We start from the raw sequence: 23,003 nt of genomic DNA on the forward strand, positions 1-23,003 counted from the left end.
CCAACGGATGACGGACAACATCTTCGCGACGAGCGTGTTCTTCCGGCTCGCGATCGGCGGCAACGATCTGGGGGCCTTCCACACCTGCTCCGGTATGGGGGCCGAGGTGGAGATGGAGAGTTACGCCGAGGGCGGGAACAACGGCTTCACCTGGCAGTTGCCCGGCCGGGTCACCTGGTCGAACATCACTCTCAGCCGGCCGGTCACCGCCGACACCGCGAAGATCGCGCGTTGGCTCGACGAGACGCTGCGGCGTGTGGAGCCCAAGGACGGCGAGATCGTGGCCCTGAAGCCGGATCTGACCCGCATCATCAGCTGGCAGGTGCTCGGCATCGTGCCGGTGCGCTGGCAGGGGCCGTCGTTCGATCCGACTTCCTCGCAGGCGGCGGTGGAGACGCTGGAGATCGCCCACGGGGGACTGAGGCCTTCCTGATGCCTGCCATGCGGACGAGCCGGGCCAGGGCCCAGTTGACCCTGAAGGAACCCCCGGCGGCGGTCGGCGCGAAGCCCGGAGGGACGATCGCGCGGCTGAACCTCCAGTTCAATCCCAGCACCCTGCAGCTGAGCAAGACCACCGAGTGGCGGCGCACCCCGTCGCGGATGGCGGGGCAGTCGGCGCTGCCGGAGTTCGTGGGCAGCGGGCCGCGGCAGCTGAGCCTGGAGGTCTTCCTCGACGCGACGTCGACCCATGACAACTCGGTGGAGCAGGCGGTGGAGACGCTGATGAAGGCGTGTGTGCCCAGCCCGGCGAGCCTCGCGCGGAAGAAACCGGCCAGTCCCTGGGTGCGGTTCGAGTGGGGCACGGCCCGGACGACGTCGTTCGACGGCGTGCTCTCCAGCCTGTCGGTGACGTACACGCTGTTCGACGTGGACGGCAAGCCGCTGCGGGCGACCTGTTCGCTGTCGGTGGAGGAGGCGAGCGTCGACCCACCGGGACAGAACCCGACGTCCGGCGCCCGTACGGCCCGCAGCACGCACACGGTCGTGGCCGGGGACGGCCTGGCGCTGTTGGCCTGGCGGGAGTACGGCGACGCGACGGCGTGGCGGGTCATCGCGGAGGCGAACGGAATCGACGACCCGATGGCCCTCGTGCCCGGCACCGAGCTGGTGGTGCCGGCGCTCGGGGACGCGGACGGTGAGGAGGAGCGGTGACCACACCCGAGGCGCGGGGCGGCCGGTCCTTCGCGGCGGACCCCGTCGTGGAGGCGCCCGGTGAGCTGCCGCAGATCTGGGCCGCGCAGCTGGTGAGCTGTGTGGTGGACGAGAACGTGGGCCTTCCGGACACGGCCGTGCTCACCTACCGCGATCCCGATCACGAGTTCCTGAAGTCGACCGGCATCACGCTGGGCACCCCGCTGCGGGTGTCGGTGGTGACGGTGGCCGGGCAGGCGCGGGAGCGGCTGTTCAACGGCGAGGTCACGGCGGTGGAGATCGACCGGGACGGCACCGGGTCGTTCACGGTCGTCCGCGCCTACTCCGTCGCGCACCGGCTGCAGCGCGGGCGGAAGGTGGTGGCGTACCGGAACATGACGGCCGCGGCCATCGTCCGCAAGGTGGCCGCCGGGGCGGGGCTGCCGGTCGGGAAGGTGGAGGTGGCGCCGGTCACGTACAAGCAGCTGTCGCAGGCCAATGTGTCCGACTGGGACTTCCTGCAGTATCTGGCGGGCGAGAGCGGTGCGCAGGTGCGGGTCGACGACAAGGGCGTGCTGCAGTTCACCAAGCCCGAGAAGGCCTCCGGTGCGCCCGCGCCGTCGACTTCGGCGACGCAGAGTCCGATGGTGCTGGAGTACGGGCGGAATCTGCTGGCGCTGCGGGCCGCGCTGTCGGGGGCGGACGGGGCGTCCCAGGTCGAGGTGCGCGGCTGGGACGTCGCCACCAAGACGCCGCTGGTGGCCCGGCAGCAGTCGGTGACCAGCGACACCGTACTGCCCGGTCTGGCCCCGCAGTTCGGCGCCCGGTTCGGGAAGTCGGCGAAGCTGACGGTGACGGACACGCCGTACCGTACACAGGCCGAGACGACGGCGGCCGCCGGTGCGGTCGCCGGTCAGGTGAGTGCGGGTTTCGGTGAGGTGGAGGCCCTGGCGGAGGGCAATCCGCGGCTGCGGGCGGGCCGGCCGGTCGCGCTCGGCAACGTGGGGCCCGCGTTCTCCGGCAAGTACACGTCCACGGCGGTGCAGCACACCCTGGAACCGCACGGTGGCTACCGCACCACGGTGTGGGTGAGCGCCAGCCCGGACCGGTCCCTGGCCGGCCTCGTGACCGGTGCGAACGCGCCCGGGCGGGGTCCGCGCATGCCGGGCCTCGCGATCGGGGTGGTGACGGACGTGCGGGAGCCGGGCGGCGCGCAGAGCGGCGGGGTCCGGCTCAAGTTCCCCTGGCTGGACGACACCTATGTGACCGACTGGGTGCGTACGGTGCAGTGGGGCGGCAAGGGCGGGGGCGGTGTGGTGAGCCCCGAGGTCAACGACGAGGTGCTGGTCGGCTTCGAGCAGGGCCTGCTGGACAGTCCGTATGTCATCGGCGGTCTGTACAACGGCGTGGACCGGCCCTCGAAGCACGACGTGCCCCTCGTGGACGGGACCAGCGGCAAGGTCAACCGCCGTTCGGTGGTGTCACGTTCGGGGCACCGGCTGGAGCTGCTGGATCCTCCGACGGGACCGTCCGGGGTACGGCTTCGTACCGCGGACGAACGGCTTGAGGTGCTGCTGGACGACCGGAGCAACCGGCTCGAGCTGACGGTGTACGCGGCCGGCGGCCGACGGGTGCTGTCCTCGGTGGTGATGGACGGCCAGGGCATCACGCTCGACGCGAAGACCGGGAAGGTCAGCGTGAAGGGCGGCACCGTGGAGATCGACGGCACCAACACGGTCAGGGTCGGCGGCCGGTCGGTGAGCGTCGCGGGGCAGACGGACCTCACGCTCGACGGCGGCCTGCTCGGAGTGCTGAAGGCGGATCTCGTGCGTATCAATTGACATTCGGCCCATCTCTGACAGTACGTCATATTGCTTTCACCACAGGCTCCTTGGGGGGCCACGAACCGCTTCGAGGAGCCCGTTGCATGCCCGGCGCAGCCCGTACCGGCGACCCCACCAGTCATGGGGGTGTGATCGCCTCCCCGCCGCCCGGCGCCGCCATGGCGGTGGCGCGCGTGCTGATCGGCGGCCGTCCCGCCGCCGTCGTGGGAAGCCTGCACACCTGTGTGGTGCCGCCGCACGCCGCCCTGGGCCCGGGGAACGTGGTCATGCCCAACCCGGCCGGGCTGGTCTCGGGCGAGGTGCTCATCGGCGGGCTGCCGGCCGCACGGGCGGGCGACCAGACCACGTGCGGCGCCACGATCCAGCTCGGCGCCCTGAACGTCCGGATCGGAGGCCTGTGATGAGCGAGCGGTTCATCGGGCGAGGCTGGGCGTTCCCGCTGCGGGTCGGGCCGACCGGCGGGATCGCCATGGTGGAGCGGGAACGGGAGATCGAGGAGGCGATCCGGTTGGTGCTCGGCACCGCGCCCGGAGAACGCCCGATGCGCCCGGAGTTCGGCTGCGGCATCCACGACTTCGTCTTCGCACCCGGCGACGGCGCCACCGCCGGGCGGATCGCCCAGCAGGTGCGCGAGGCGCTGGAGCGGTGGGAGCCGCGGATCAGCGTGGACGACGTGGTGGTGGCCTTCGACGCGGTGGACGACGGAACCCTCTACATCGACGTGCGCTACACGGTGCGGTCCACCAACGACCGGCGCAACCTGGTGTTTCCCTTTTACACGATCCCCTCCGAGGAGGGGGCCGAGGAAGTGGTCGCGGACTGATGGCCCTGCCCTCCCCCAACCTGGACGACCGGCGGTTCCAGCAACTCGTCGACGAGGCGAAACGGTATGTGCAACAGCGCGCACCGGAGTGGACCGACCACAACGTCTCGGATCCCGGTGTCACCCTGATCGAGACCTTCGCGTACATCGTGGACCAGCTGCTGTACCGGCTGAACCGGGTGCCCGACAAGAACTACACCGCCTTCCTGGACCTGCTGGGCATCCGCCTGTTCCCGCCGGCGGCGGCCGGGGCCGAGGTCGACTTCTGGCTGTCCGCGCCGCAGCCCGACACGGTGACGCTGCCCCCCGGCACCGAGGTGACCACGGGCGACGGCGAGGCGGAGGAGCCCGTGGTGTTCGCGACCACGGACGAACTGCGCATCGTGCCGAGCGAGTTGAACCGGCTGGTGACCGCGCCCCGGACCGGCGAGCAGACCGACCGGACCCGTGAGCTGGGCGAAGGCCGCGACGTACGGTGCTTCCAGACGGCGCCCGAGCCCGGCGACGCCGTGCTGTTCGGGCTGCCCACGGCCGTACCCCGGTGCATCGTCGCCGTACGCCTGGACAGCCGGGTGGAGGGCGTCGGCGTGGACCCGCGCCAGCCGCCTCTGGTGTGGGAGGCCTGGGACGGCGGTCGTTGGCTGGTGTGCGAGACCGGCTCGGACACGACGGGCGGCCTCAACCGGCCCGGCGAGGTGATCGTGCACGTCCCCGCCGGGCACACGGCGTCCGTGATCGGCGGGACGCGTGCGGGCTGGCTGCGCTGCCGGGTCACCGAGCCGGAGCCGGGACAGCCGTTCTACGCGGAGTCCCCGACGGTGCGTGAGGCGTCCGTGTTCACGGTCGGCGGCACCATCGCCGTCGAGCACGCCGAGACCGTCACGGACGTACCGCTCGGCACGTCGGAGGGGGTGCCCGGCCAGACGTTCCGGCTCGGCCGGCCGCCGGTGCTGCTGGACGGCGAGCCGCCGGTGGTGGAGGTCTCCTCGGCCGACGGCTGGCAGCGCTGGAGCGTCGTGGAACACTTCGGCCGCTCCGCTCCCGACGACCGGCACGTACGGGTGGACGCGACCACCGGCGAGTTCACCTTCCCGCCGGCCCTGCGTGAGCCGGACGGCACCCTCCGGCTGTGCGGCGCGGTGCCCGAGAAGGGCGCCCACATCCGGGTGTCCCGCTATCGCACCGGCGGCGGCCAGGCCGGCAACGTGGCGCGGGGCGCGATCTCGGTGCTGCGCAGTTCCGTGCCGTACGTCGCCCGGGTCACCAACCGAGAGGCGGCACGCGGCGGGGTGGAGGGCGAGACCGTCGCCAACGCCAAGCTGCGGGCGCCGGACGCGCTGCGGATGCAGGACCGCGCGGTGACCGCCGAGGACTACGAGATCATCAGCCGACAGGCGGCCCCCTCGGTGCGCCGGGTGCGCTGTCTGCCGGCGGCCGAAGGGGCTGCCGCGGTACGGGTACTGGTGGTGCCGGACGCCGTCGCGGACGACGGGGACCGGCTCCGCTTCGAGCAGCTGATCCCCTCCGACCAGGTACTCGCCGCGATCACCGAGAGCCTGGACGAGCGACGGTTGATCGGCACCCGGCTGGTGGTGGAGCCGCCGGTGTACCAGGGCGTCACGGTCGTCGCCCGGCTCGCGGCGGCGCCCGAGGACACCGACCGGGTACGCGACGCAGCCCTGGCCGCACTGTTCGGTTACCTCAACCCGCTGCACGGCGGTCCGGACGGCACCGGCTGGCCCTTCGGGCGGCCGGTGCAGTACGGCGAGATCTTCGGCCTGCTGCAACGCGCCACCGGCAACGCGCTGGTGGAGGAGATACGGCTGTTCGCCGCCGACCCGATCACCGGGCGGCGCGGAACGCCGGTGGACCGCATCGACGTGGCCGCGGGCGCGCTGGTGTTCTCCTACCAGCACCAGGTCGTCGTACAGCCGCTGGAACCCGGAGGCCGGGCATGAGCCGTGCGGCCGTACCCGGACTGCCGAGCCGGCATCCGATCGGCGGGCTGCTGCCCGCGCTCTACGCCGACGACGACTTCGCCCAGCGGTTCACCGCCGGGCTGGACACCGTCCTCGCCCCGGTGTTCTCGACTCTCGACAATCTGCCCGCGTATCTCGACCCGCGCGTGGCGCCGCTGGATTTCGTCGCCTGGCTGGCGTCGTGGGTGGGCGCCGACGACGGTGCCGGGTGGCCTGCGGAACTGCGCCGGGAGGCGGTGACACGCGCCGTGGAGTTGCACCGCCGACGCGGCACCCGGCGTGGCCTGGTCGAGCGGCTGCGGCTCACCCTCGGGGTGAACGCCGATGTCGTCGGTGACGGCGAGGCGGTGTGGTCCCGTACCGCGGGCACCGAGCTGCCGCCGGAGCCGTCCGGCGAGATGGTGGTCCGGGTCTGGCCGGGCCGCGATCCACACGTGGACGCGGGCCGGGTCCGGGAGGTCGTCCGGTCCCTGTGCCCGGTGCATGTCTCGTGCCGGGTGGAGATCCTGCCCGGCCCGCCCGCGGACGAGGGGAGCTGACGTCATGCGCGCCTGTCCCGCGTGCGGGGCGTCCAACGACGCCGCTGAGGACTTCTGCAGCAACTGCGGTTCGTATCTGGACTGGTCCGAAGAGGGCGCGCGAGGTACGTCCGCGTCGTCGCCCACGCCTGAACCAACACCAACGCCCACACCTCCACCACCGTCCACGCCTCCGGCGGAGGGCGACGGACCGCGAGCGCAACCACAATCCGATCCGACACCGACACCGGCGCCTGCGCCGACACCCGACGGTGCCGCACGCGCCGGAACGACCGATGAGCGTCGCACGGGCCAAGCCGCCGAGAGGTCGCGCGGGAAACCCGCGGGCAGCGGCGCCGACCCGGAGAGCGCCGGCCCGATCGGCACAGGCAGCGGCACCGACCCGGAGAGCGCCGGCCGGATCAGCACAGGCAGCGGCACCGGCAGCGAGAGCCGCGGCAACCACGGCGGTGCGGACCGCCCCTCCGCACCCACGGCGTCCTCGGACCGCCCCGACGGCGAGCCCGTGCCCTCGGTACGTCCGTCCGACTCGGCACAGCCGTCCGCCCCGCCCCCGTCCCCCACGCAACCGCCCGCGCCATCGCCGGCTCCCACGCGGCCGCCGGTCACGCCACGGGCTCCCACGCAACCGCCCACCCCACAGCCGTCCCCCGCACAGCCGAGTGCCGCCCAGCCGGCCCCCGCACAGCCCGCGCCCGTGCAGCCGGCGAAGCCGATCGCGCCGCGGCCGGTCGTACGGTCCGTGGCCGCGCCGGAGGAAGCGGCCGGGGAGCCGTGCCCGGTGTGCGGCACGCCCAATCCGCCGGAGCGCCGGTTCTGCCGCCGCTGTGCCAGCCCGCTGACCCCGGCGGCGGCCCATGAGCAGCTGCCCTGGTGGCGGACGATCTGGCCGTTCCGGCGCCGGGTCCGGGCGGGGTCCGGGCGCTGGATCCGGGTACTGGTGACACTGGTGGTGATCCTCGCGCTGTGCGTGGGCGGGTTCTTCCTGCTGCCCGCCGGGCGCGCCCTGCTCGAGGACACCCGGGACAAGCTCAGCGGCGCCAAGGCGATCACCCCGGTGGCCGTTCACGCCGACGCCGAGGTGCCCGGGCATCCGGCGAAGGACACCACGGACGGGCTCAGCAACCGCTACTGGGGGGCGCCGGGGGCCGGAGCCTCGATCACGTTCGCCTTCGGCAAGCCGTTCCGGCTGGTCGACCTCATCATCACCAATGGCGCGTCGAAGGAGCCCGAGGAGTACGCCCGTGAGGCGCGGGCGCTGCGCATGGACATGGAGGTCACCTCGGCAGACGGCTCGGTGCACCACGAGGAGATCGACCTCAGCGACAAGGCGGGAGACCAGACCGTCGCTACCGGGATCGACAACGTGGTGAAGGTGCGGCTGGTGCTGAGGGCGGTCACGGGGCTCTCCGGGGGGCGGCATGTCGCGCTCGCCGAGGTGGAGTTCTTCCAGCGGAGCTGACCAGCGGGCGCCCATGACGGCACCGTGGTGTGGCCACAGGCCCGGTGCCGCCCGGCGTCACCACGACACTGCTCAGCAGCACACCGAACATCGGCTCACGGCCCTGGCCTTGACCAGGCCAAGGTCATGGCAGCCGCGTTCGCGTCGAGCACCGGCATCGGGGCCCGAACCGTGATCGCCATCGACGACTCGGAGCTGCCCGCCGAGCACCCCGTGTCGAACCAGCTGGGCGCAACGTGCCTGTCGCCATGAGGCAGCCGTCTCCGGTCCCACTCGCGCTCCGCCGGGACGATCGACATGCGGCAATCACTCAGCTACTGCGGAGCGCCAGTCCCAAAGAGGTTCACGACGAAAGCGCGCCAGAACCTCTTCATATTCGATCATTTCGCCGAAATTAGTATCCAGCAATCCCGAGACCCCCTGAATTGTTTCGCCCAATAGGTCACGAATACAGGATACCCCGGAGTATTCAAGCAAGATCGCTTGAAAATCACCGATCCTGTGACGGACTTCATCCACTTCCGCTTCGTCAAATTCACCCAGGACGCCTTCGGATGTGTCCACACCGAAGCTGCACCCTCCTCTATCGAGTCGATCGAGGAGTGTCCCCTTGCTGTAGACCCCGACTTGCTGAAGTCGAGTCACGATCCGTTGGTGATCCTCCGGCGGGCTGAGGAGGACAATGGCGGGACGCATGGATCTTCCTATCTTGATGGGCACCTGGTTCCGGATCTGAGCTATGGAGCCAAGATATCCAGCAGATCATTCTTGTCGCGCGTAACTATGATACCGGCCTGCTCAAGGCTCTTAATCGCACTTCCGCGACCTTGCGGGAGATACGCAATCACCGGGTAGTCCGTCAATTCCCGAGTTCTCAAAGCCTACTTCAAGGCGCCCTTGCCGGAGCCCGACTTGACCTGGACCACCGCATTCTGAATCGCGGAGCCTTTTCCAAGCTGCTGAACTTGAATTCGTGATGTCGGTCAGCCGTCCAGGACCAGGCCGGTGCCGGCCAGGCAGCCGTCCACCAGGTCCGGGCGGTACTGGATCTGCTTGAGCTTCCGCTTGACGGCCCTCGTGATCTGGCCGAGGTCGGCTGCGGCGAGGTTGCCGATGTCGCGCTTGACCAGCGACCAGATGCCCTCTTGCGGATTCAAGTCTGGCGAATAGCTCGGCAGTTGGAAGACAGTAAGCCAGTCGGCGTTGTTGGCGATGAACTCGCGCAGGAGTTCGGCCAGGTGCATGCGCAGGTTGTCCCAGACGAGCACGATCGGCCCGCTGAGCTGGATGTGCGCCCTGATCAGCAGGTCCCGCAGGTCACGCCAGCCGATGCCCTTCGGCTCGCCCTTGCGGCCCCGGTACTCACGAACCGAGTAGAACATCCGGGACCGCTGCCCCGGCTTGTAGCACGTGAGCCCGGCCATGGACACGCGGCCCGAGCCCCGGCCGCGCACCCGCACGACGGGCGTGCTGCCCTTGTGGCCCCAGGTCCTGGCTCGCGGCGGCGTCATCGAATGCCCGGCTTCGTCCTCGAAGACCACCCAGGCGTCGCGCTCCGCCGCTGTTGTCTTACCAGCGACCACGTCTCCTTCCTCCACACCTCGACGGCCCCGTCATCGCGCTCGATCGCCCGCCGGGCTGGCTGCTGCCAGGACCAGCCGTGGCGCCTCAGCAGCCGCCACGTGGCCTCCACCGTGTAGGAGACGTGGAACAAACGCCCGATCAGCGTCTTGATCCGCGCCAGCGTCCACCGCTGGTCGGCCCAGCCGTGAGCCAGCGGTCCACGCTCCAACTCCCGTTCCAATCTGGCGATCTGCTTCTCGCTGAGCCTCGGTCGCCCCGGTGATCCCTTCGACGCGACACCGGCCTCGCCCCGCTCGCGCCACTGACGTCGCCACCGTTCCACGGACCGCTCGCTGACCCGCAAGGCGGCAGCGATCTCCCGGTTCTTCTGCCCGCCCTCGAACCGTTCCACGGCCTGCAGCCGGACCCGCTCCCGTGCGGCCCTCCCGGCGTCGGTCAACCCGCCGCCCTGCGCATATCTCACACGTCAGGGCTATCGGAACGGGCCGGCCGCCGTCAGGCGCACCGCTGGGCATCACCCCATCCAGTTCAGTTCCGTCGGCTTCGCAGGACCGATCCGGCCGCCAAGCCAGCGCCCAGGCCGATCAGGATGCCCACTGGCGTGCGCCACGCGCGCGATGTCGCCGAAGAGGCGCTGCCAGGCGGGCTGGATGTCACGGTTGAGCGAGTCGGTGGCCCGGCGGCGGCAGCGCGATCGTGCTCCTCGACCACGATGGTCAGGAATTGACGGCCGCGACGGCTTCCGGACGCGCTGGCGATCCAGGAGGTACGGGACCTGATCCAGTAGGTTCGCCCGGCCTCTCCGGTGAACATCCCGGCGAGCATGTCCCGCAGTAGGCTCTCGGGAATGGTCCCGACTTCGAAGCCCATCCACGCGTAGTTCATCATCAGATCGGCGTAGACGTGCCGCTTCTGCTCGTGAGGATCGGCTATGTCCATGTCGCCCCAACAGGGCTGGTAGAGCGGCATGTCGTCGAGTTCCATGCGGACCAGTTCGAGGTAGTAACTACGGATCGCCTGGACCTGGTCGGCCCTGGCCTGTCGGTTCTGGACGATCAGTGAGGCCGCGACGCCGGTCAGCGCCAGCGCCGAGACGATTGCCGACGTGAAGCCGTAGGCCGCACCGATCTGACTCAGCTGGTTCCAGTCCACGCCCTTGGAGTGGGAGAACTCCTGCAGGAGGAAAGGCGACAACAGAACTGCAGCCAGGGCGCCCGCAGCGGCAGCTACAAGTCCAAGCAAGGCGCCTGTCCGGCGAACCAGCAGACCTGCATCCAGGGATCGTTGACGTGCTATCAGGTAGACCACCCCCCAGGCGGGCCTGCCCCGGTGACTAGGCCGAGCCTGGGGCAGCGTAGTCCAGTACCGTCTCCGAAGGCTGCTGGTCCTGGATGTCAGTGGCCAGTTCAGATTCCCCACCGGCGGCCACGTGACGGGGAGCCATCTGGCCGCGCCTTCGTCACCTTCCGTGACTGTCGGCACGGGCCATGTCGTGGCCAACCTGGCCCCGCTCGCCGTCGATGAGCTGGAGAAGGTGAATCGGAACGGACATAAGCGCCTTCAATACCGGCCCTCCGTCCTCGACGCCTTCGTCGCGGCCTGGCCTTCAACCCGCTGCCGCCATGCCTTGCGGCAGACCGAAGACCTGCCCGCTGCGACCGACCGGCCCAGCGAGCAATTCCCTTGCGCCGCCGACCCAGCACCGCGATGCTCAAGTGCCGTGAGCAGCCTGGAGATCAGCACGCTGACGGCCACCGAAGAACGGCTCTGGCACGCCTTCCCTACCGGTGCCTTGGTGGACCTGCGCTCCGGACCCGGCGACGGCCCTGACCAGGCGGCATCATGGCCGCGCACCCGCGATATCCGCGCGGAGGTGATCGCCGCGCTGCTGACCGGCAGCAGGCCCGACGCCAACGTCGGTGCGGGCGTCAAGCTGGCCGGCGTCCGCGTCGTCGGGCGGCTCGTGCTCGCCCACGCGCAGATCCCTTACGCACTCGACTTCGAGCAGTGTTCCTTCGACGACGGCATGGACCTCTCCGAAGCCGAAACGCGTAGCGTGCGCCTGCGCAGCTGCCACCTCACCGAGCTGCAAGCCTCGCGCGCCCAGATCCGCGGGGAGTTTCAGGCAGCGAACTGCCGCCTTGAAGGGATCGGCCTGTACGCGGCACGCGTCTTCGAGATCGAGATCAGCGGAAGCACCGTCACCGCGCCCCCACCGGAGCCGCCAAATCCCGACGGCGACTGGACTCCGCCACGCGCCGCCGTCTACGGCGACCTGCTCGTCGTCGACACCGCGATGTACTGCCACGACGTCCTCGTCGACGGACAGTTCCGACTCCCGGGCGCGCGCATAGGCGGCTACCTGGAGTTGGACGGCACCCGGATCAGCCACGAGGAGCCCCACCGCCCACCCGAGCCCGCCCTTCTGGCGCAGGGGTTGCGCGTCGACACCGGGATGTTCGCGCGACGCGGCAACACCGCAGCGCGTAACCGGTTCACCGTCATCGGCGGCGTCGACCTCAGCGGCGCCACGATCAAGGGCGGGCTCATCCTGCCCGACGCCGACCTGATGGACGACCGCAGCGGAACGGCGCTGCGCGCAGACCACATCTCGGTCGAGGGCGACGTTGACCTGTCGGGCGTCACGGCGTCAGGCGCGGTCAGGCTCGACTCGGCCCGTGTCGTCGGGCCGCTGACGCTGACCGGCGCGCACCTGAGCACGCTTGATGCCTCCAGCGCGCGCATCGAGGGGGCGGTGGTCTGCAACAACGGATTCTCCGCGCACAGCGTCGACCTGCGGCGGGCACGGACTGCGACGTTCGAGGACGACGCCGCCTCCTGGCCTGCCAGGCTGCACCTGGACGGCTTCGTCTACGACGACCTGATGCCGTTGCCGACAGCCGGGACGCGACTGCAGTGGCTGGCTCGTGACGTTTATCAGCCTCAACCCTATGAGCAGTTGGCCAAGTGCTACCGCGCGGTGGGGCGCGATGGCGAGTCGCGGCGGGTGCTGCTGGCTCAGCAGCGGCGGCGACGTGAGGCGGCGGGCATGCCGGCGAAGATCTGGGGCCTCCTCCAGGACGTAACGGTCGGATACGGGTATCGGCCGTGGCTGGCGGGACTGTGGTTGTTGGGCCTGCTCGCCGCCGGATCGGTCTACTTCGCGTCCCACCGTCCTGCACCGCTGGGTACGGGCGGCCCGCATTTCAATGCGGTGGCCTACACGCTCGACCTGTTGGTGCCGGTGGTGAACCTCGGTCAATCGGGCGCGTGGAATCCGAGCGGGTCCAGTCAGGTGCTGGCCTATGCGCTGATCATCAGTGGCTGGACACTGGCCACGACGCTGGTAGCCGGAGTCACGCGAATACTTGTGCGGCCTTGATACGTCTTCATGCGGTTGGCGCACACCTCACGAAACGACATCAAGCCGTCGTCCTCAGTAGCCACACCGTCAGGGCCGCCCTGCACCCCGCTCAGCGGCCCGGCCAGGAAGAAGTACAAACGAGAACTCACCCCGAGTCACGCGGCAGAGCCCTTGGCGGGTGACGTCACGGTCTGTGACGGAGCTTCCCGGTGGCCTCGATGGGGAGCGATAACTGGCCGTACTCGGGGAAAGGATCTTGGCCGCCGACACCTGGATCCAGCCTCGCCGGCACCAGCCTGATCACAGACGGCTGACCGACATCACTCAATCAAGTTCAGTGGCGGTGCTGACCGTGTGCTGGACACGCATGCGCGACGACGAAGGTCCTGGTAGACGGGTTCTCGACCAAGATCACCCGTGTCTGCCAGGAGCTTCGCGTGCTTGTCTGCCCATCCTCGGTCGATCTGTCCAATCGCACCCTGCGGTTCCTGACCGCGCGGCTGAAGGCCAGGCGGCAGGAGATCGGGACGCGTTGGCGGCGTCTTCCCGCCTCGAGACAGGCCCTGCGCACCCTGGCTCACCTGCGGTGCGGTGACACCTAACCCAGCTGGCCGCCGGGTTCGGCATCGGGGTCGCGACTGTCTACCGCTACATACGTGAGGCCGTCGAGGCCCTGGCCGCCCTCGCCCCGTCCCTGGCCAAGGCGATGCGGACGATCCGGACGAAGGCGTTCGTCATCCTCGACGGCACCCTGCTGCCGATCGACCGCATCGCCGCCGACCGCCCGTTCTGTTGAGTCGGCACGGAGCGCGGTGCCGGCGTTGCCACCGGTCCGTTTCTCCGTGCCGCTCGCCGAACCCGGCGTGCGGCTCTCACCGCACCGGGCTCTCCACGGTCTCTGCCGTTCAAGCGTGGTTGAGTGTCCAGGGGTTGGGGATCGTGTTGCCCCGATATCGGTAGCGGGTGACCGCGATCGAGACCGTGGGGAACAATTCGATCCCGTCCGCCGAGAGCTTGTGCCACCGGCCGTTGCAGTCGGTGAAGCGTCGGCGGACGTCCTTCCACCTCCAGCGATGCAGCACCATCCACCAGCTGGTCACCCGTCGCCATACGAACTGGTCCAGGGCTTTCAGCGTGGTCTTGCATACCGCGTGCTTGAAGTAGTTGACCCAGCCGCGCAAAATCGAGTTGATCCTCCTCAGCACGGTCCCGGGATCCTGCTGCGACGTTCTGTTCGTCAGGGCACGGATCTTGTCCTTCAGCTGCCGGATGGGCCTCTTGGCGATGAAGGTGTAGACGTACCACTTGTTCGAGCCTCGCTTGCGGCGCCACTGGATGTGGAACCCAAGAAAGTCGAACCCGTCCGACATGTGCACGATCTGAGTCTTGGCCGGTGACAGCCTCAGCCCGAGAGGGTGCAGTACGTCGGCGATGTCCTCGTGCAGACGAGCAATGTCATCACGGCTGCCGTCGACCAGGACGACGAAGTCATCCGCATAGCGGACGATGCGCCAGTTCGCGCGGCCGTGGAGACGATGGTGTGCGCGCCTGCCTCTGGTGGACATCCTCCCGCCCGGCTCCCACGGCTCCATCACGTGCTCGTCGAGCGCGGACAGGGCGATGTTCGCCAGCAGCGGGGAGAGGATGCCGCCCTGCGGAGTGCCGGTGAAGGTCTCCTCGCGGCCGCCGCCCTCAGTGAGGACGCCGGCCTTGAGAAACGCCTTGACCAGCCGCAGCACGCGCTTGTCCTTGACTCTCGCGCGCACCCGGTCCATCAGGGCCGTGTGGTCGATGGAGTCGAAGCACGCCTCGATATCCGCATCCAGCACCCAGCGATAGCCGCTGGTGCCGTAGCGGTGGATCTCAGCGATCGCGTCGTGCGCGCCGCATGGGCCGGAAACCGTAGGAGACCGGCAGGAAGTCGGCCTCGAAGATTGGCTCCAACACCAGCTTGAGGGCTGCCTGGACCACCCGGTCGGAGACGGTCGGGATGCCGAGCCTGCGCACCTTCCCGCTTCCGCCGGGCTTGGGGATCTTGCGTTCGCGCACCGGCAGCGGGCGGAACTCACCCGTCTTCAGTACGCGTTGCAGGTCCTCCAGGTAGCCCGGGAGACCGAGTTCCCGCTCGACGTTGACGACCGTGAGGCCGTCGACGCCCGGGGTCCGGGCTCCCTTGTTGCCCGCGACCCGTTCGAACGCCACGAGCAGCGTCGCCGGGTCGCATACGAGGTTGAACAGATCGTCGAACCTGCGGCCATGGTCAGCCGCCGCCCAACGGTGAAGCTTGGTCTGCATCCCCGATACCCGCTGGTGAGACCCCAACGGGGCCTCGGGAGCACCACTGTTCAGCGGTGCGTCTTTCGGCATTGCAGCCTCCTTCCCTCCTCGAAACCGCTGCCGCCCTTCCCCATGTGCCGGGCTCTCCCCGGCTCGGAGTACTACGGCGGCTCCGCCCCGTCCCGGTCCGATCGGCCGACGATGGACCCAGCCCTCAGCCCGAGCTGGATGCGCGGCAGGAGGGCGGAACCGGGACGGTTCCCGTGTTCGCTCGCTGTTCGATCGCCGGAGTAGGAGCCCGGCTATACCCCCGCGGCCTCGCCACGGCTACCCCGCAGCACTTCACCGTGGCCTCCCCGCGCGACCGAAATAGACCACTCGGGAAGTTCCCTGCCAGCCGAATATCCAGCAGGGACGCACCGCATCCAGCCCTCATCCACCAGGTTCGAGCTGGCGTGCCTTAAGGAGGCGTAGACGCCGGTTCCTCGCGTACTCCTCTCCGTCTCGCTTGCCGGACCCGCACCATCTGGCAGTACTGGCACGTCCCGGCTTTGTCGGGGCTGCTTCCCGCCGTCCCCGGCACCTCCCGGTTCAGGCTGCCCCCAGCTTCAACCGCCCTGCTGCGACAGGACGACGGTGGCGTCCTTTCACCGCCACTCGAACAACGAGCGCCTCACGGCGCACACTCCGGGAAGCACAAGCGCCACGGCAGAACGTGCAGGTCCTCGCCGATCCGCTCGGGCGGCTGCTCTGGGCCTCGCCGGCTCTGCCCGGGTCGGCTCACGACCTGACCGCCGCGCGACAGCACGGGATCACCGAAGCCCTCACCGAAGTGGGGCTCAGATGTTGGGCGGACAAGGCGTGTCAGGGCGCTGGCGGCTCCGTCCGCGCACCGTTTCGGGGCCGGCGCCTCAAGCGGTGGAAGCGCCGCCACAACACCACCCACGCCAAGATCCGCTGTCTCGGCGAGCAGGCCATGGCCACCCTCAAGGGGTGGCGCCTCCTGCGGAAGCTCCGCTGCAGCACCAACCGAATCACCGACGTCGTGAAGGCCGTCCTCGTCCTTCATCTCGCATCAACGTGAGGTTGGAAAGGCTCAGTTTCCGCGACCGCCGCCAACCGTCTGCTGTGGGAAGGACCGGCCGGACGCTCCTGTTGACGGTACTCGCCTTCGCAGGCGGCGCCGCCTGCGACCATGCAGCGCGGACTGGTGGGCTTCGGTCGCGCGGCTGAGCTGCTGAGGAGAACGGGCGGCCAGCAAGCAGACCGCGGCCGACGTGCGGAGGGCCGTTTACCCGGTCCTGCAGCCGCCCCGCTCGTGCGCTGCTCCGATCCGGCCGTCGTCACCGCCACCGAGCAGAGGCTGAACGCTCTGGGCTTCGCCAACTGAGGCGCTCAGGGTTCGGTGGCAGTGCCGCAGGATCAGAGCGTGAGCACAGGCCGTGTGGAGAAGTCCTCGCAGAGGTCTTCACCGTCCGGTCCGTACACGAACTCGGCCATAGAAGGGTTGCGGTTGGCGGTGGCCAGGGGCAGCCACGCCAGCAAGCGGCCGTAACCCCCGCACACCGACTCGCCGCCATCTCCGCCGTGGACCGCGGTGACGTCGCTGGTCAGCTCCGCGCGGTAGGTGTCGTAGGCGATGCGCAGGCCAAAGGCGCTCAGCTGCTGCTGAGGGCCGGTGCGGTCCCCGTACGGGATGCCGTCGAGTGGGCAGTCGTTGCCCCACCGGAACAGTGTGTCCGCGCCGGCTCCACAGGCGTGCTCCCATTCGTCGCAACTCGGCATCCGCAGGCCACGAGCCGCGAGGGCAGCTGGCATGTCGGTAGGCGGCACGGTCAGGTTCTCGTCCTCCACGGCCATGAGCACCGTCGCCAGGATGACGTTCCGGCGTGGGCTGAGCACCTGCGCGAGGTGAGCCCGAAGATCGGGGCCATGGCCGAAGCCCTGATCCAGACTCTCCGCGTAGTCGGTAGCCTGCTCGGGCGTCGGTTGCCAGGCGTCGAGGTCGAATCCGAGTGTCAGTGCACCACCGGGGACCAGTGCGAATTCCTGTGAATTCCGCTCGATCCGAACGCGGTGCAGCGGAGCACCGAGGTGCTCAATGGTCTCGACGACGGTCACACGGCCATCCACCAGGTCCGCCACCTCCTGAGCGACGCGACGTGCGGTGGGCAGCTCGAGTGACCGCCACTGATCAAGGCTGAGGTCGGCAAGAGACATGCGCCGCAGTGTTGCACGCGCCTCTGACACACCCCGCGACCTGGGCCTCGAAGCCAGGCACCCGCCAACTGAAGCACTGAACCCCGCGAATCCAGGTGCCCATCCGCCAAGTGAAAGCGCTCCTTTACCTTGTTGGCGGGTTGAGTGTTGTGGTTGGCGAGCGAGCTGATCTCGTCCCCTACACGCAAGCTCTCGCCGCCCGAATCGACCGATACGCCGCAGCCCGACCGACCCAGGGTCATGGCCCATGAGCACACAAGGCTCACCCATCGGGGTGTCGCCAAGGCTCCGCGTCAGGACGGGGCGAGGATGCAGAACTCGTGGCCCTCCGGGTCGGCCAGGCACGTCCACGGGACGTCTCCCTGGCCGAGGTCGAGGTCGGTGGCGCCGAGGGCCCGCAGCCGGGCCACCTCCGCTGCTTTGTCGTCACCGGGGTACGGCAGCAGGTCGAGATGGACGCGGTCCGGCACGGTCTTCACGTCGGGCGTGCGGAGGAATTCGAGATACGGGCCAGTACCCTTGGCGGAGCGCAACACCGCCTGATCGTCGCTCACCTCGTGCAGGGTCCAGTCCATCGCCTCGTCCCAGAACCGGGCCATGGCCCGCGGATCCGCACAGTCGATCACCACCGCAGCGATCGGCCCGGTGTCCCGGTAGATCTCGCGAGGTTCCAGCACGCAGAACTCGTTGCCCTCGGGGTCGGCGAGGACCGTCCACGGCACCTCTCCCTGGCCCACGTCGGCGGGCGTCGCACCGAGAGACTTCAGGCGCGCGACCAGTTCCGCCTGATGGGCCGCGGAGGTGGTGGCGAGATCGAGGTGTACACGGTTCTTTGCCGATGTCCTGGGTTCCGGGACGGGGACGACGTCGATGCCGAGGAAGACCGGATCCGGCCAGACGAGGCCGCCGGCGGGTCCGACGTAGGTGGTCACGCCGGGACTGTAAGCACTCCAGCCGAGCGCCTCCGCCCAGAACCTGCCGACTGCCGAGGGATCAAGAGCCTTTATGTTCACCATGACAGGTCGCAGTGCCATGTCGGCGATCCTATGCGCCCGCTCTGCAACGACATCCGCACCGTCGCCGAGCAGTCGTTCCACGACGACCACGCGCTGCTCGACAAGGTCCGCCGACTCGGCGGCACCGGCACGCGGCTCCTGGACGACGCGGGCGTACAGGAGTTGGTCCTGCCTGCGCTGCGGGCCGGCTACCGTGCCGTGGCCGCCTACACGGGCACCTCCGGGGCACCGCTGTCGTGTCCTGTCGTGGCGCTCGCCCGCGACGGTGACACCGAGGCGTCCGTCGACGACGTCGCCGCGTGGGCTCAACACACCACCGACTCCTTCGAGTTGACGGTGTTCAAGGGACCTCGATGATCCGCGAACTGCTGCCGCCGGACACGGAGGAAGCGGAGGCGTACGGCGACCCGCCGCAGGCCCGGCTGCATCCGGCCGAGGAGCCGCCGGTGGCGCACGCCGTGGAATCCCGGCGCCGCGAGTTCACGACCGTACGTCACTGCGCGCGCACGGCGCTTGCCCGTTTCGGGTTCGCCGGGCCGCCGCTGCTGCCGGGCCGCCGTGGTGCGCCGCGGTGGTCGGACGGGATCATCGGGAGCATGACGCACTGCGCCGGGTACCGGGCCGCGGCGGTGGCGCGGGCGTCGGCCGCGCTCGGCATCGACGTGGAGCCCGATCTGCCGTCGCTCGCGGGCATGCTGGAGACGGTCTCGCTGCCCTAGGAGCGGGCGCGGATGCCGCGGCTGCGTTCCGCCGTCCCCTCGATCGCCTGGGACCGGCTGCTGTTCAGCGCCAAGGAGGCCGTCTACAAGGCGTGGTTCCCGCTGACCGGGTGCCTGCTGGACTTCCCGGAGGCGGACCTCGTCTTCGCGGTGCCGCCGCCCGGTGTCCGGCAGGGCACGTTCCGGGCCCGACTGCTGGTGCCGGGCCCGGTGCTCGGCGGACGGCCGGTCGCCGTGTTCGAGGGTCGCTGGACGGCTGCGTGCGGATTGCTCGCCTCCGTCGTCGTGGTCCCTCAGCCGGCGACGGCCATCAGCCGGACCAGCGCTGCCTTCGAGTCGATTCCCAACTTGCTGTCGATCCGGTTCAGATGGACGTCCACGGTCCGGGGGCTGACGCTCAGCCGCTCGGCGATGTCGTGGGGCGCGGGACTGCTGCAGCGGTGATCCGTACGGTCGATCGATGTGATCACTCGATGGTGAGTTCTTCCGTGTTCGCGCCTGGGGTGGCGCGATGCTCGAGCGGACGGCCTGTGACCGGGGCCGCAGGGGTGTGCTGTGGGTGGGGGAAGAGCATGACGCGTGAAGTGGGACGGCGCGGGGGCTTGGACGCGCAGGCGGTGCTGCTGGTGGCTGGGCTGGCCGATCTGGCGGTGAGCACGCTGGGTTCGGCCGTGGGGGCGGTGCGGGGGCTGCTGCGCCGCTCGGACGCTGCTGAGCTGGCGGCGCAGGCCGAGCACGACCTCGCGGCGCGTGGGCGTCTGGTGCTGGACCGGTACGCGGCCGTCCCGCCGGCCCACCTGGAGGTCCTGGCCCGGCACGCCCTGGCTCGGAAGGCCGCTGCTGATGACTGACCGGTGGGAGCAGGCCGCGTTCAAGATCCGAGTCGATGAGGTGGTGCGCCGGTTCGTCGCCCAGGAGGCCGACCAGTTCGCCGCGATCGATCCGCTCCTTGCCCCGGTGGCCGAGCAGCTGGAGGCCGCGGTCGCGGACGGCAAACGGCTGCGGGCGGCGTTCTGCTACTGGGGCTGGCGCGCGGCCGGGCAGCCGGACAGCGACGCGCTGGTGCGGGCGGCGGCGTCCATGGAGCTGGTGCACGCCGCCGCGGTCGTGCACGACGACCTCATCGACGACAGTCCGCTGCGGCACGGGCGACCCACGGCCCATGTCGCGCTACGCGGCGCCGTACCACGTCGTCCGCGCACCGACGCCGTCGCGAGGTCGCTGGCGATGCTGGTGGGTGACCTGCTGATGGCGCTGGCCGGGCAGTTGTTCGCCACCAGCGGCCTGCCCGCCGCGTACCTCGCCCGCGCCCGGCCCCTGTGGTCCGTGATGGCCCGCGAACTGGTCGCGGGCGAGTGCCTGGAGATCCTGCGCACCGGAGCCGGTCCGGACACCGAGGCATCGCTGAAGGTGGTCCGCTACAAGACCGCCAAATACACCGTCGAGCATCCCCTGCTGATCGGTGGTGCTCTGGCCGGGGCCGGCGCGCGGCTGCGTGAGGGCTACTCCGCGTACGGGCTGCCGCTGGGCGAGGCGTTCCAGCTGCGGGATGACCTGCTCGGCCTGTTCGGAGACCCGGAACGCACCGGCAAGGCCAACGCCGACGACGTACGCGGCCACCGGCCCACCGCGCTGCTGGCAGAGACCTGGCGCCTCGCCGGTGACGACGACCGCGAGAGGCTGCAGGCCCTGCTGGGCCGTCGCCGTCTGGACGCGGATGCTCTGAACGCGGTCCGTGAGGTGATGCGCCGGCTGAAGGCACCCGACCGCATCGAGGCCATGATCAGCACACGAGTCGAGGAGGCGCTCGGCGCCCTTCACGAGCTGGATGCCCCCACGCACGCCGACGCTGCCCTGACCGCACTGGCGCAGTCGGCGGCGGACCGTCTCTCTTGACCCTGTGCACCCGAGGTGGCGCGACCCCGCTGCCATGTCCGGCCACTGCCCCTCCCTCCGCTCATGGACGATCCCGTGGAAGACAAGGAGCCCCGTCATGACATGCACCGAGGCATCGATGAACGCCCTGCGGCAGGCCGGTGACGAACTCGCCGACGCCACCGTCGCCGCACTGTTCGAACGCGGCCAGGTGGGCACGTTCAACACCCTGATGCGCTACGTCTCCACAGCCGGCGCTCCTCTTCCAGAGGGTCTGCCGGACGTGGCGCGCGAGTACCTCGAGGCCACCCGTGTCCCGCCGTCCTGGGTGGACTGGTCGGAAATGGAGAAGGCCCGGCTGTTCTTCATCGACAACAACGTGCACATCTCCACCGCGCTGTCCTTCGCCTCCATGCCCGCCTGCTACGTCGTACCGCACGTGGCGAAGCTGCTGTCGGCCACCCACGGGCTCAAGTACCCCTCCAAACGCATGGCGGAGACGGGCCAGTTCACCGTCTACCTGATGCAGCCCGACGCCTTCGAAGCCGGCAGCCGCTTCGTCCCCGCCGCCCAGAAGGTCCGCCTCCTGCACGCCTCCATCCGCCACCACCTGGGGCGCGAGAACCGCTGGGACACCGACGCGCTGGGAGTGCCGATCTGTCAGGAGGACATGATCGGCGGGCAGATGTTCTTCTCCCTGCTCGTACTGGACAGCCTGCACCGCCTGGGCATCCACATGTCACAGGAAGGGGCGGAAGCCTACTACTACGCATGGCGGGTGGTCGGTGCCATGCTCGGCATCGACCAGGACGCGGCCCCCAAGACGCTCGACGAGGCCCGCCAGTTCCTGGACCTGTACATGATCCGGCACATGGGGCCCTCCGAAGAGGGCACGCAACTGACCCGGCAGCTCATCGACCTCTACGAGGAGATCGCGCCCGGCACCTTCTTCGACCCGATCGTCTCCGCTCTCATCCGCTACCTCATCGGCGACACCTGCGCCGACTGGCTCGACGTGCCGCACACCCCCTGGGACACCGTCGTCAAGGCCGTACCCCACCTCCTCGGCGTCCTGGAGACCATCGAGGACCGCTCCCCCCTCGGAGCCTGGGCCCTGGACCGTCTCGGTCACCTCACGACCGTCTTCGAGCTGTCCTCCCTCACCCGCGGACGCGTCATGCACTACGCCATCCCCGAACAGCTCAAGAAGGACTACGGCATCACCAGCGCGATGCCCCGCACCCGCCGATGGACCCCACCAGCCGCCACAGTCTCCTGACCGCCACGTCGCTCAAACTTCGCTGACACGCGCCTTGGCGCCAGGTCTCGTTGTCGAAGCCTACCCGTGCGGACTGGGCCGTTCGGGTGCATCACGGTCCCGTGATGCGTCCGTTCCCAGCGGACGGGCAGGCATACGAGCACGGTTCCTGCGAGGAAGGGATTGCGCTGTGCGCCGTGCTCTGATCGTCGTCGATGTGCAGAAGGACTTCTGCGAGGGCGGCAGCGTCCCGGTGAAGGGCGGCGCCGACCGAGCCCGGGCCATCGCCGAGATGGTCCAACGCTCCGCCGGCAGCGAGTACGCGCACATCGTCGCCACCCGCGACCACCACATCGATCCGGGCGACCACTTCTCCGACCACCCCGACTACCGAAACTCCTTCCCCGTGCACTGCGTGGCCGGCAGCGAGGGCAGCACCTTCCACCCGCACTTCGCACCGACCGCCGCGTCCGGTGCCGTCGACGAGGTCTTCTACAAGGGTGCGCACTCCGCCTCAAAGAGCGGCTTCGAAGGCTCGGCCGAGGACGGCACATCCCTGGCCGACTGGCTTCACGCGCGCAGCGTCCGCGACGTGGACGTCGTCGGTATCGCCACCGACCACTGTGTGAAGGCCACCGCGCTGGACGGCGCGAAAGCCGGCTTCGCCGTGACTGTCCTGCTCGACTACACCGCCGGCGTCGCCATCGACACCACCGCCCACGCCATCGAGGAACTACGCCAGGCCGGCGTCGCACTCACCGGCGAACCAGTCGTCCTCGACTGATGACGCCCGCGGGCATCTCAAAGTGAGTGTCGCTCCCGCTCCGGCGGCGCGGGTTGAGGGCAACGGCCGGGACCTATCGCGTCCAACAGGAGCCCTGCTCGGCGCTGCCAGTTCGCGCATCCGGTGAT

23 protein-coding genes and 3 pseudogenes are annotated in these 23,003 nt (G+C 69.7%); 18 read left to right on the plus strand and 8 right to left on the minus strand.

Going from position 1 to position 23,003, the window contains the following annotated elements:
- Positions 1–7 precede the first annotated feature (7 nt).
- From ACWC2T_RS28090 to ACWC2T_RS28130, 9 genes are all read left to right on the plus strand, one after another.
- Positions 8–433 (plus strand): phage tail protein, encoded by a 426-nt coding sequence (locus ACWC2T_RS28090; RefSeq protein ID WP_450673139.1) that lies wholly within the window; start codon positions 8–10, stop codon positions 431–433.
- Positions 430–1,152, plus strand: coding sequence for a CIS tube protein (locus ACWC2T_RS28095; protein ID WP_351556570.1), 723 nt, complete (start codon positions 430–432; stop codon positions 1,150–1,152). Before ACWC2T_RS28090 ends, ACWC2T_RS28095 begins: the two co-directional genes overlap by 4 nt.
- Entirely contained in the window at positions 1,149–2,972 is a 1,824-nt protein-coding gene (locus tag ACWC2T_RS28100) for a VgrG-related protein (protein ID WP_450673140.1), read from the plus strand. The genes ACWC2T_RS28095 and ACWC2T_RS28100 overlap by 4 nt, the downstream gene beginning before the upstream one ends.
- Positions 2,973–3,058: 86 nt before the next feature.
- Positions 3,059–3,376, plus strand: coding sequence for a PAAR domain-containing protein (locus tag ACWC2T_RS28105; RefSeq protein WP_450673141.1), 318 nt, complete (start codon positions 3,059–3,061; stop codon positions 3,374–3,376).
- Positions 3,376–3,798, plus strand: coding sequence for a GPW/gp25 family protein (locus tag ACWC2T_RS28110; protein WP_450673142.1), 423 nt, complete (start codon positions 3,376–3,378; stop codon positions 3,796–3,798). The genes ACWC2T_RS28105 and ACWC2T_RS28110 overlap by 1 nt, the downstream gene beginning before the upstream one ends.
- Positions 3,798–5,756, plus strand: a complete 1,959-nt coding sequence (locus ACWC2T_RS28115; RefSeq protein ID WP_450673143.1) for a putative baseplate assembly protein — start codon at positions 3,798–3,800, stop codon at positions 5,754–5,756. Before ACWC2T_RS28110 ends, ACWC2T_RS28115 begins: the two co-directional genes overlap by 1 nt.
- Positions 5,753–6,316, plus strand: a complete 564-nt coding sequence (locus ACWC2T_RS28120; protein ID WP_450673144.1) for a phage tail protein — start codon at positions 5,753–5,755, stop codon at positions 6,314–6,316. The genes ACWC2T_RS28115 and ACWC2T_RS28120 overlap by 4 nt, the downstream gene beginning before the upstream one ends.
- Positions 6,317–7,013: 697 nt before the next feature.
- The gene (locus ACWC2T_RS28125; RefSeq protein WP_450673145.1) at positions 7,014–7,778 is read left to right on the plus strand and encodes an NADase-type glycan-binding domain-containing protein; all 765 of its coding nucleotides are present in this window, start codon (positions 7,014–7,016) and stop codon (positions 7,776–7,778) included.
- A 126-nt stretch (positions 7,779–7,904) separates the two neighbouring features.
- Complete coding sequence (locus ACWC2T_RS28130; RefSeq protein ID WP_450673146.1) at positions 7,905–8,030, plus strand: hypothetical protein; 126 nt, start codon at positions 7,905–7,907, stop codon at positions 8,028–8,030.
- A 54-nt stretch (positions 8,031–8,084) separates the two neighbouring features.
- Here ACWC2T_RS28130 and ACWC2T_RS28135 read toward each other — a convergent pair whose 3' ends face one another.
- From ACWC2T_RS28135 to ACWC2T_RS28145, 3 genes are all read right to left on the minus strand, one after another.
- Positions 8,085–8,342: a hypothetical protein gene (locus ACWC2T_RS28135; protein WP_450673147.1), complete on the minus strand. Its 258-nt coding sequence runs from the start codon at positions 8,340–8,342 to the stop codon at positions 8,085–8,087.
- Positions 8,343–8,761: 419 nt separating this feature from the next.
- A protein-coding gene (locus tag ACWC2T_RS28140) for an IS630 family transposase (protein ID WP_450673148.1) occupies positions 8,762–9,825 on the minus strand; the annotation gives its coding sequence in 2 pieces (ribosomal slippage) (positions 8,762–9,378 and positions 9,378–9,825; 1,065 coding nt in all).
- Between the two features lie 65 nt (positions 9,826–9,890).
- Complete coding sequence (locus ACWC2T_RS28145) at positions 9,891–10,514, minus strand: DUF6082 family protein (RefSeq protein ID WP_450673149.1); 624 nt, start codon at positions 10,512–10,514, stop codon at positions 9,891–9,893.
- Between the two features lie 340 nt (positions 10,515–10,854).
- Between ACWC2T_RS28145 and ACWC2T_RS28150 the strand changes: the two genes are divergently transcribed.
- On the plus strand, positions 10,855–12,744 hold the full coding sequence (locus ACWC2T_RS28150) for a hypothetical protein (protein WP_450673150.1): 1,890 nt from the start codon (positions 10,855–10,857) through the stop codon (positions 12,742–12,744).
- A gap of 419 nt (positions 12,745–13,163) precedes the next feature.
- Positions 13,164–13,516 (plus strand): annotated as a pseudogene (locus tag ACWC2T_RS28155) (helix-turn-helix domain-containing protein); the annotation flags it as partial.
- A gap of 115 nt (positions 13,517–13,631) precedes the next feature.
- Here the strand turns inward: ACWC2T_RS28155 and ACWC2T_RS28160 are convergent.
- Positions 13,632–14,597 carry a reverse transcriptase domain-containing protein gene (locus ACWC2T_RS28160; protein WP_450673182.1) on the minus strand — a complete coding sequence of 322 codons (966 nt, stop codon included), beginning with the start codon at positions 14,595–14,597 and terminating at the stop codon, positions 13,632–13,634.
- Positions 14,590–15,093 carry a hypothetical protein gene (locus tag ACWC2T_RS28165; RefSeq protein ID WP_450673151.1) on the minus strand — a complete coding sequence of 168 codons (504 nt, stop codon included), beginning with the start codon at positions 15,091–15,093 and terminating at the stop codon, positions 14,590–14,592. Before ACWC2T_RS28165 ends, ACWC2T_RS28160 begins: the two co-directional genes overlap by 8 nt.
- A gap of 593 nt (positions 15,094–15,686) precedes the next feature.
- Between ACWC2T_RS28165 and ACWC2T_RS28170 the strand changes: the two are divergent.
- Positions 15,687–16,087, plus strand: a pseudogene (locus tag ACWC2T_RS28170) (transposase family protein); the annotation flags it as partial.
- A 338-nt stretch (positions 16,088–16,425) separates the two neighbouring features.
- On the opposite strand, the gene ACWC2T_RS28175 reads toward ACWC2T_RS28170, so the two are convergent.
- Together ACWC2T_RS28175 and ACWC2T_RS28180 are read right to left on the minus strand one after the other, a co-directional pair.
- The gene (locus tag ACWC2T_RS28175) at positions 16,426–17,223 is read right to left on the minus strand and encodes a hypothetical protein (protein ID WP_450673152.1); all 798 of its coding nucleotides are present in this window, start codon (positions 17,221–17,223) and stop codon (positions 16,426–16,428) included.
- Positions 17,224–17,516: 293 nt separating this feature from the next.
- Positions 17,517–18,257, minus strand: coding sequence for a VOC family protein (locus tag ACWC2T_RS28180; protein WP_450673153.1), 741 nt, complete (start codon positions 18,255–18,257; stop codon positions 17,517–17,519).
- A gap of 12 nt (positions 18,258–18,269) precedes the next feature.
- Between ACWC2T_RS28180 and ACWC2T_RS28185 the strand changes: the two genes are divergently transcribed.
- Both ACWC2T_RS28185 and ACWC2T_RS28190 read left to right on the plus strand, forming a co-directional pair.
- Positions 18,270–18,596: a thioesterase II family protein gene (locus tag ACWC2T_RS28185; protein ID WP_450673154.1), complete on the plus strand. Its 327-nt coding sequence runs from the start codon at positions 18,270–18,272 to the stop codon at positions 18,594–18,596.
- Positions 18,593–19,252 (plus strand): annotated as a pseudogene (locus tag ACWC2T_RS28190) (4'-phosphopantetheinyl transferase family protein); the annotation flags it as partial. The gene ACWC2T_RS28185 and the pseudogene ACWC2T_RS28190, both read left to right, overlap by 4 nt.
- Here the strand turns inward: ACWC2T_RS28190 and ACWC2T_RS28195 are convergent.
- Positions 19,252–19,428, minus strand: a complete 177-nt coding sequence (locus tag ACWC2T_RS28195; protein ID WP_450673155.1) for a LuxR C-terminal-related transcriptional regulator — start codon at positions 19,426–19,428, stop codon at positions 19,252–19,254. The pseudogene ACWC2T_RS28190 and the gene ACWC2T_RS28195 overlap by 1 nt on opposite strands.
- A gap of 102 nt (positions 19,429–19,530) precedes the next feature.
- Between ACWC2T_RS28195 and ACWC2T_RS28200 the strand changes: the two genes are divergently transcribed.
- The 4 genes from ACWC2T_RS28200 (at position 19,531) to ACWC2T_RS28215 (ending at position 22,875) form a co-directional block, all read left to right on the plus strand.
- The gene (locus tag ACWC2T_RS28200) at positions 19,531–19,809 is read left to right on the plus strand and encodes a polyprenyl synthetase (RefSeq protein ID WP_450673156.1); all 279 of its coding nucleotides are present in this window, start codon (positions 19,531–19,533) and stop codon (positions 19,807–19,809) included.
- Positions 19,802–20,854, plus strand: a complete 1,053-nt coding sequence (locus ACWC2T_RS28205; RefSeq protein WP_450673157.1) for a polyprenyl synthetase family protein — start codon at positions 19,802–19,804, stop codon at positions 20,852–20,854. The genes ACWC2T_RS28200 and ACWC2T_RS28205 overlap by 8 nt, the downstream gene beginning before the upstream one ends.
- A gap of 97 nt (positions 20,855–20,951) precedes the next feature.
- A complete protein-coding gene (locus tag ACWC2T_RS28210; protein ID WP_450673158.1) occupies positions 20,952–22,112 on the plus strand; it encodes an oxygenase MpaB family protein in 1,161 nt (386 codons plus the stop codon).
- A 169-nt stretch (positions 22,113–22,281) separates the two neighbouring features.
- Positions 22,282–22,875 (plus strand): isochorismatase family protein, encoded by a 594-nt coding sequence (locus ACWC2T_RS28215; RefSeq protein ID WP_450673159.1) that lies wholly within the window; start codon positions 22,282–22,284, stop codon positions 22,873–22,875.
- Positions 22,876–23,003: the final 128 nt, after the last annotated feature.

Source organism: Streptomyces sp. NPDC001393, from assembly GCF_053597455.1.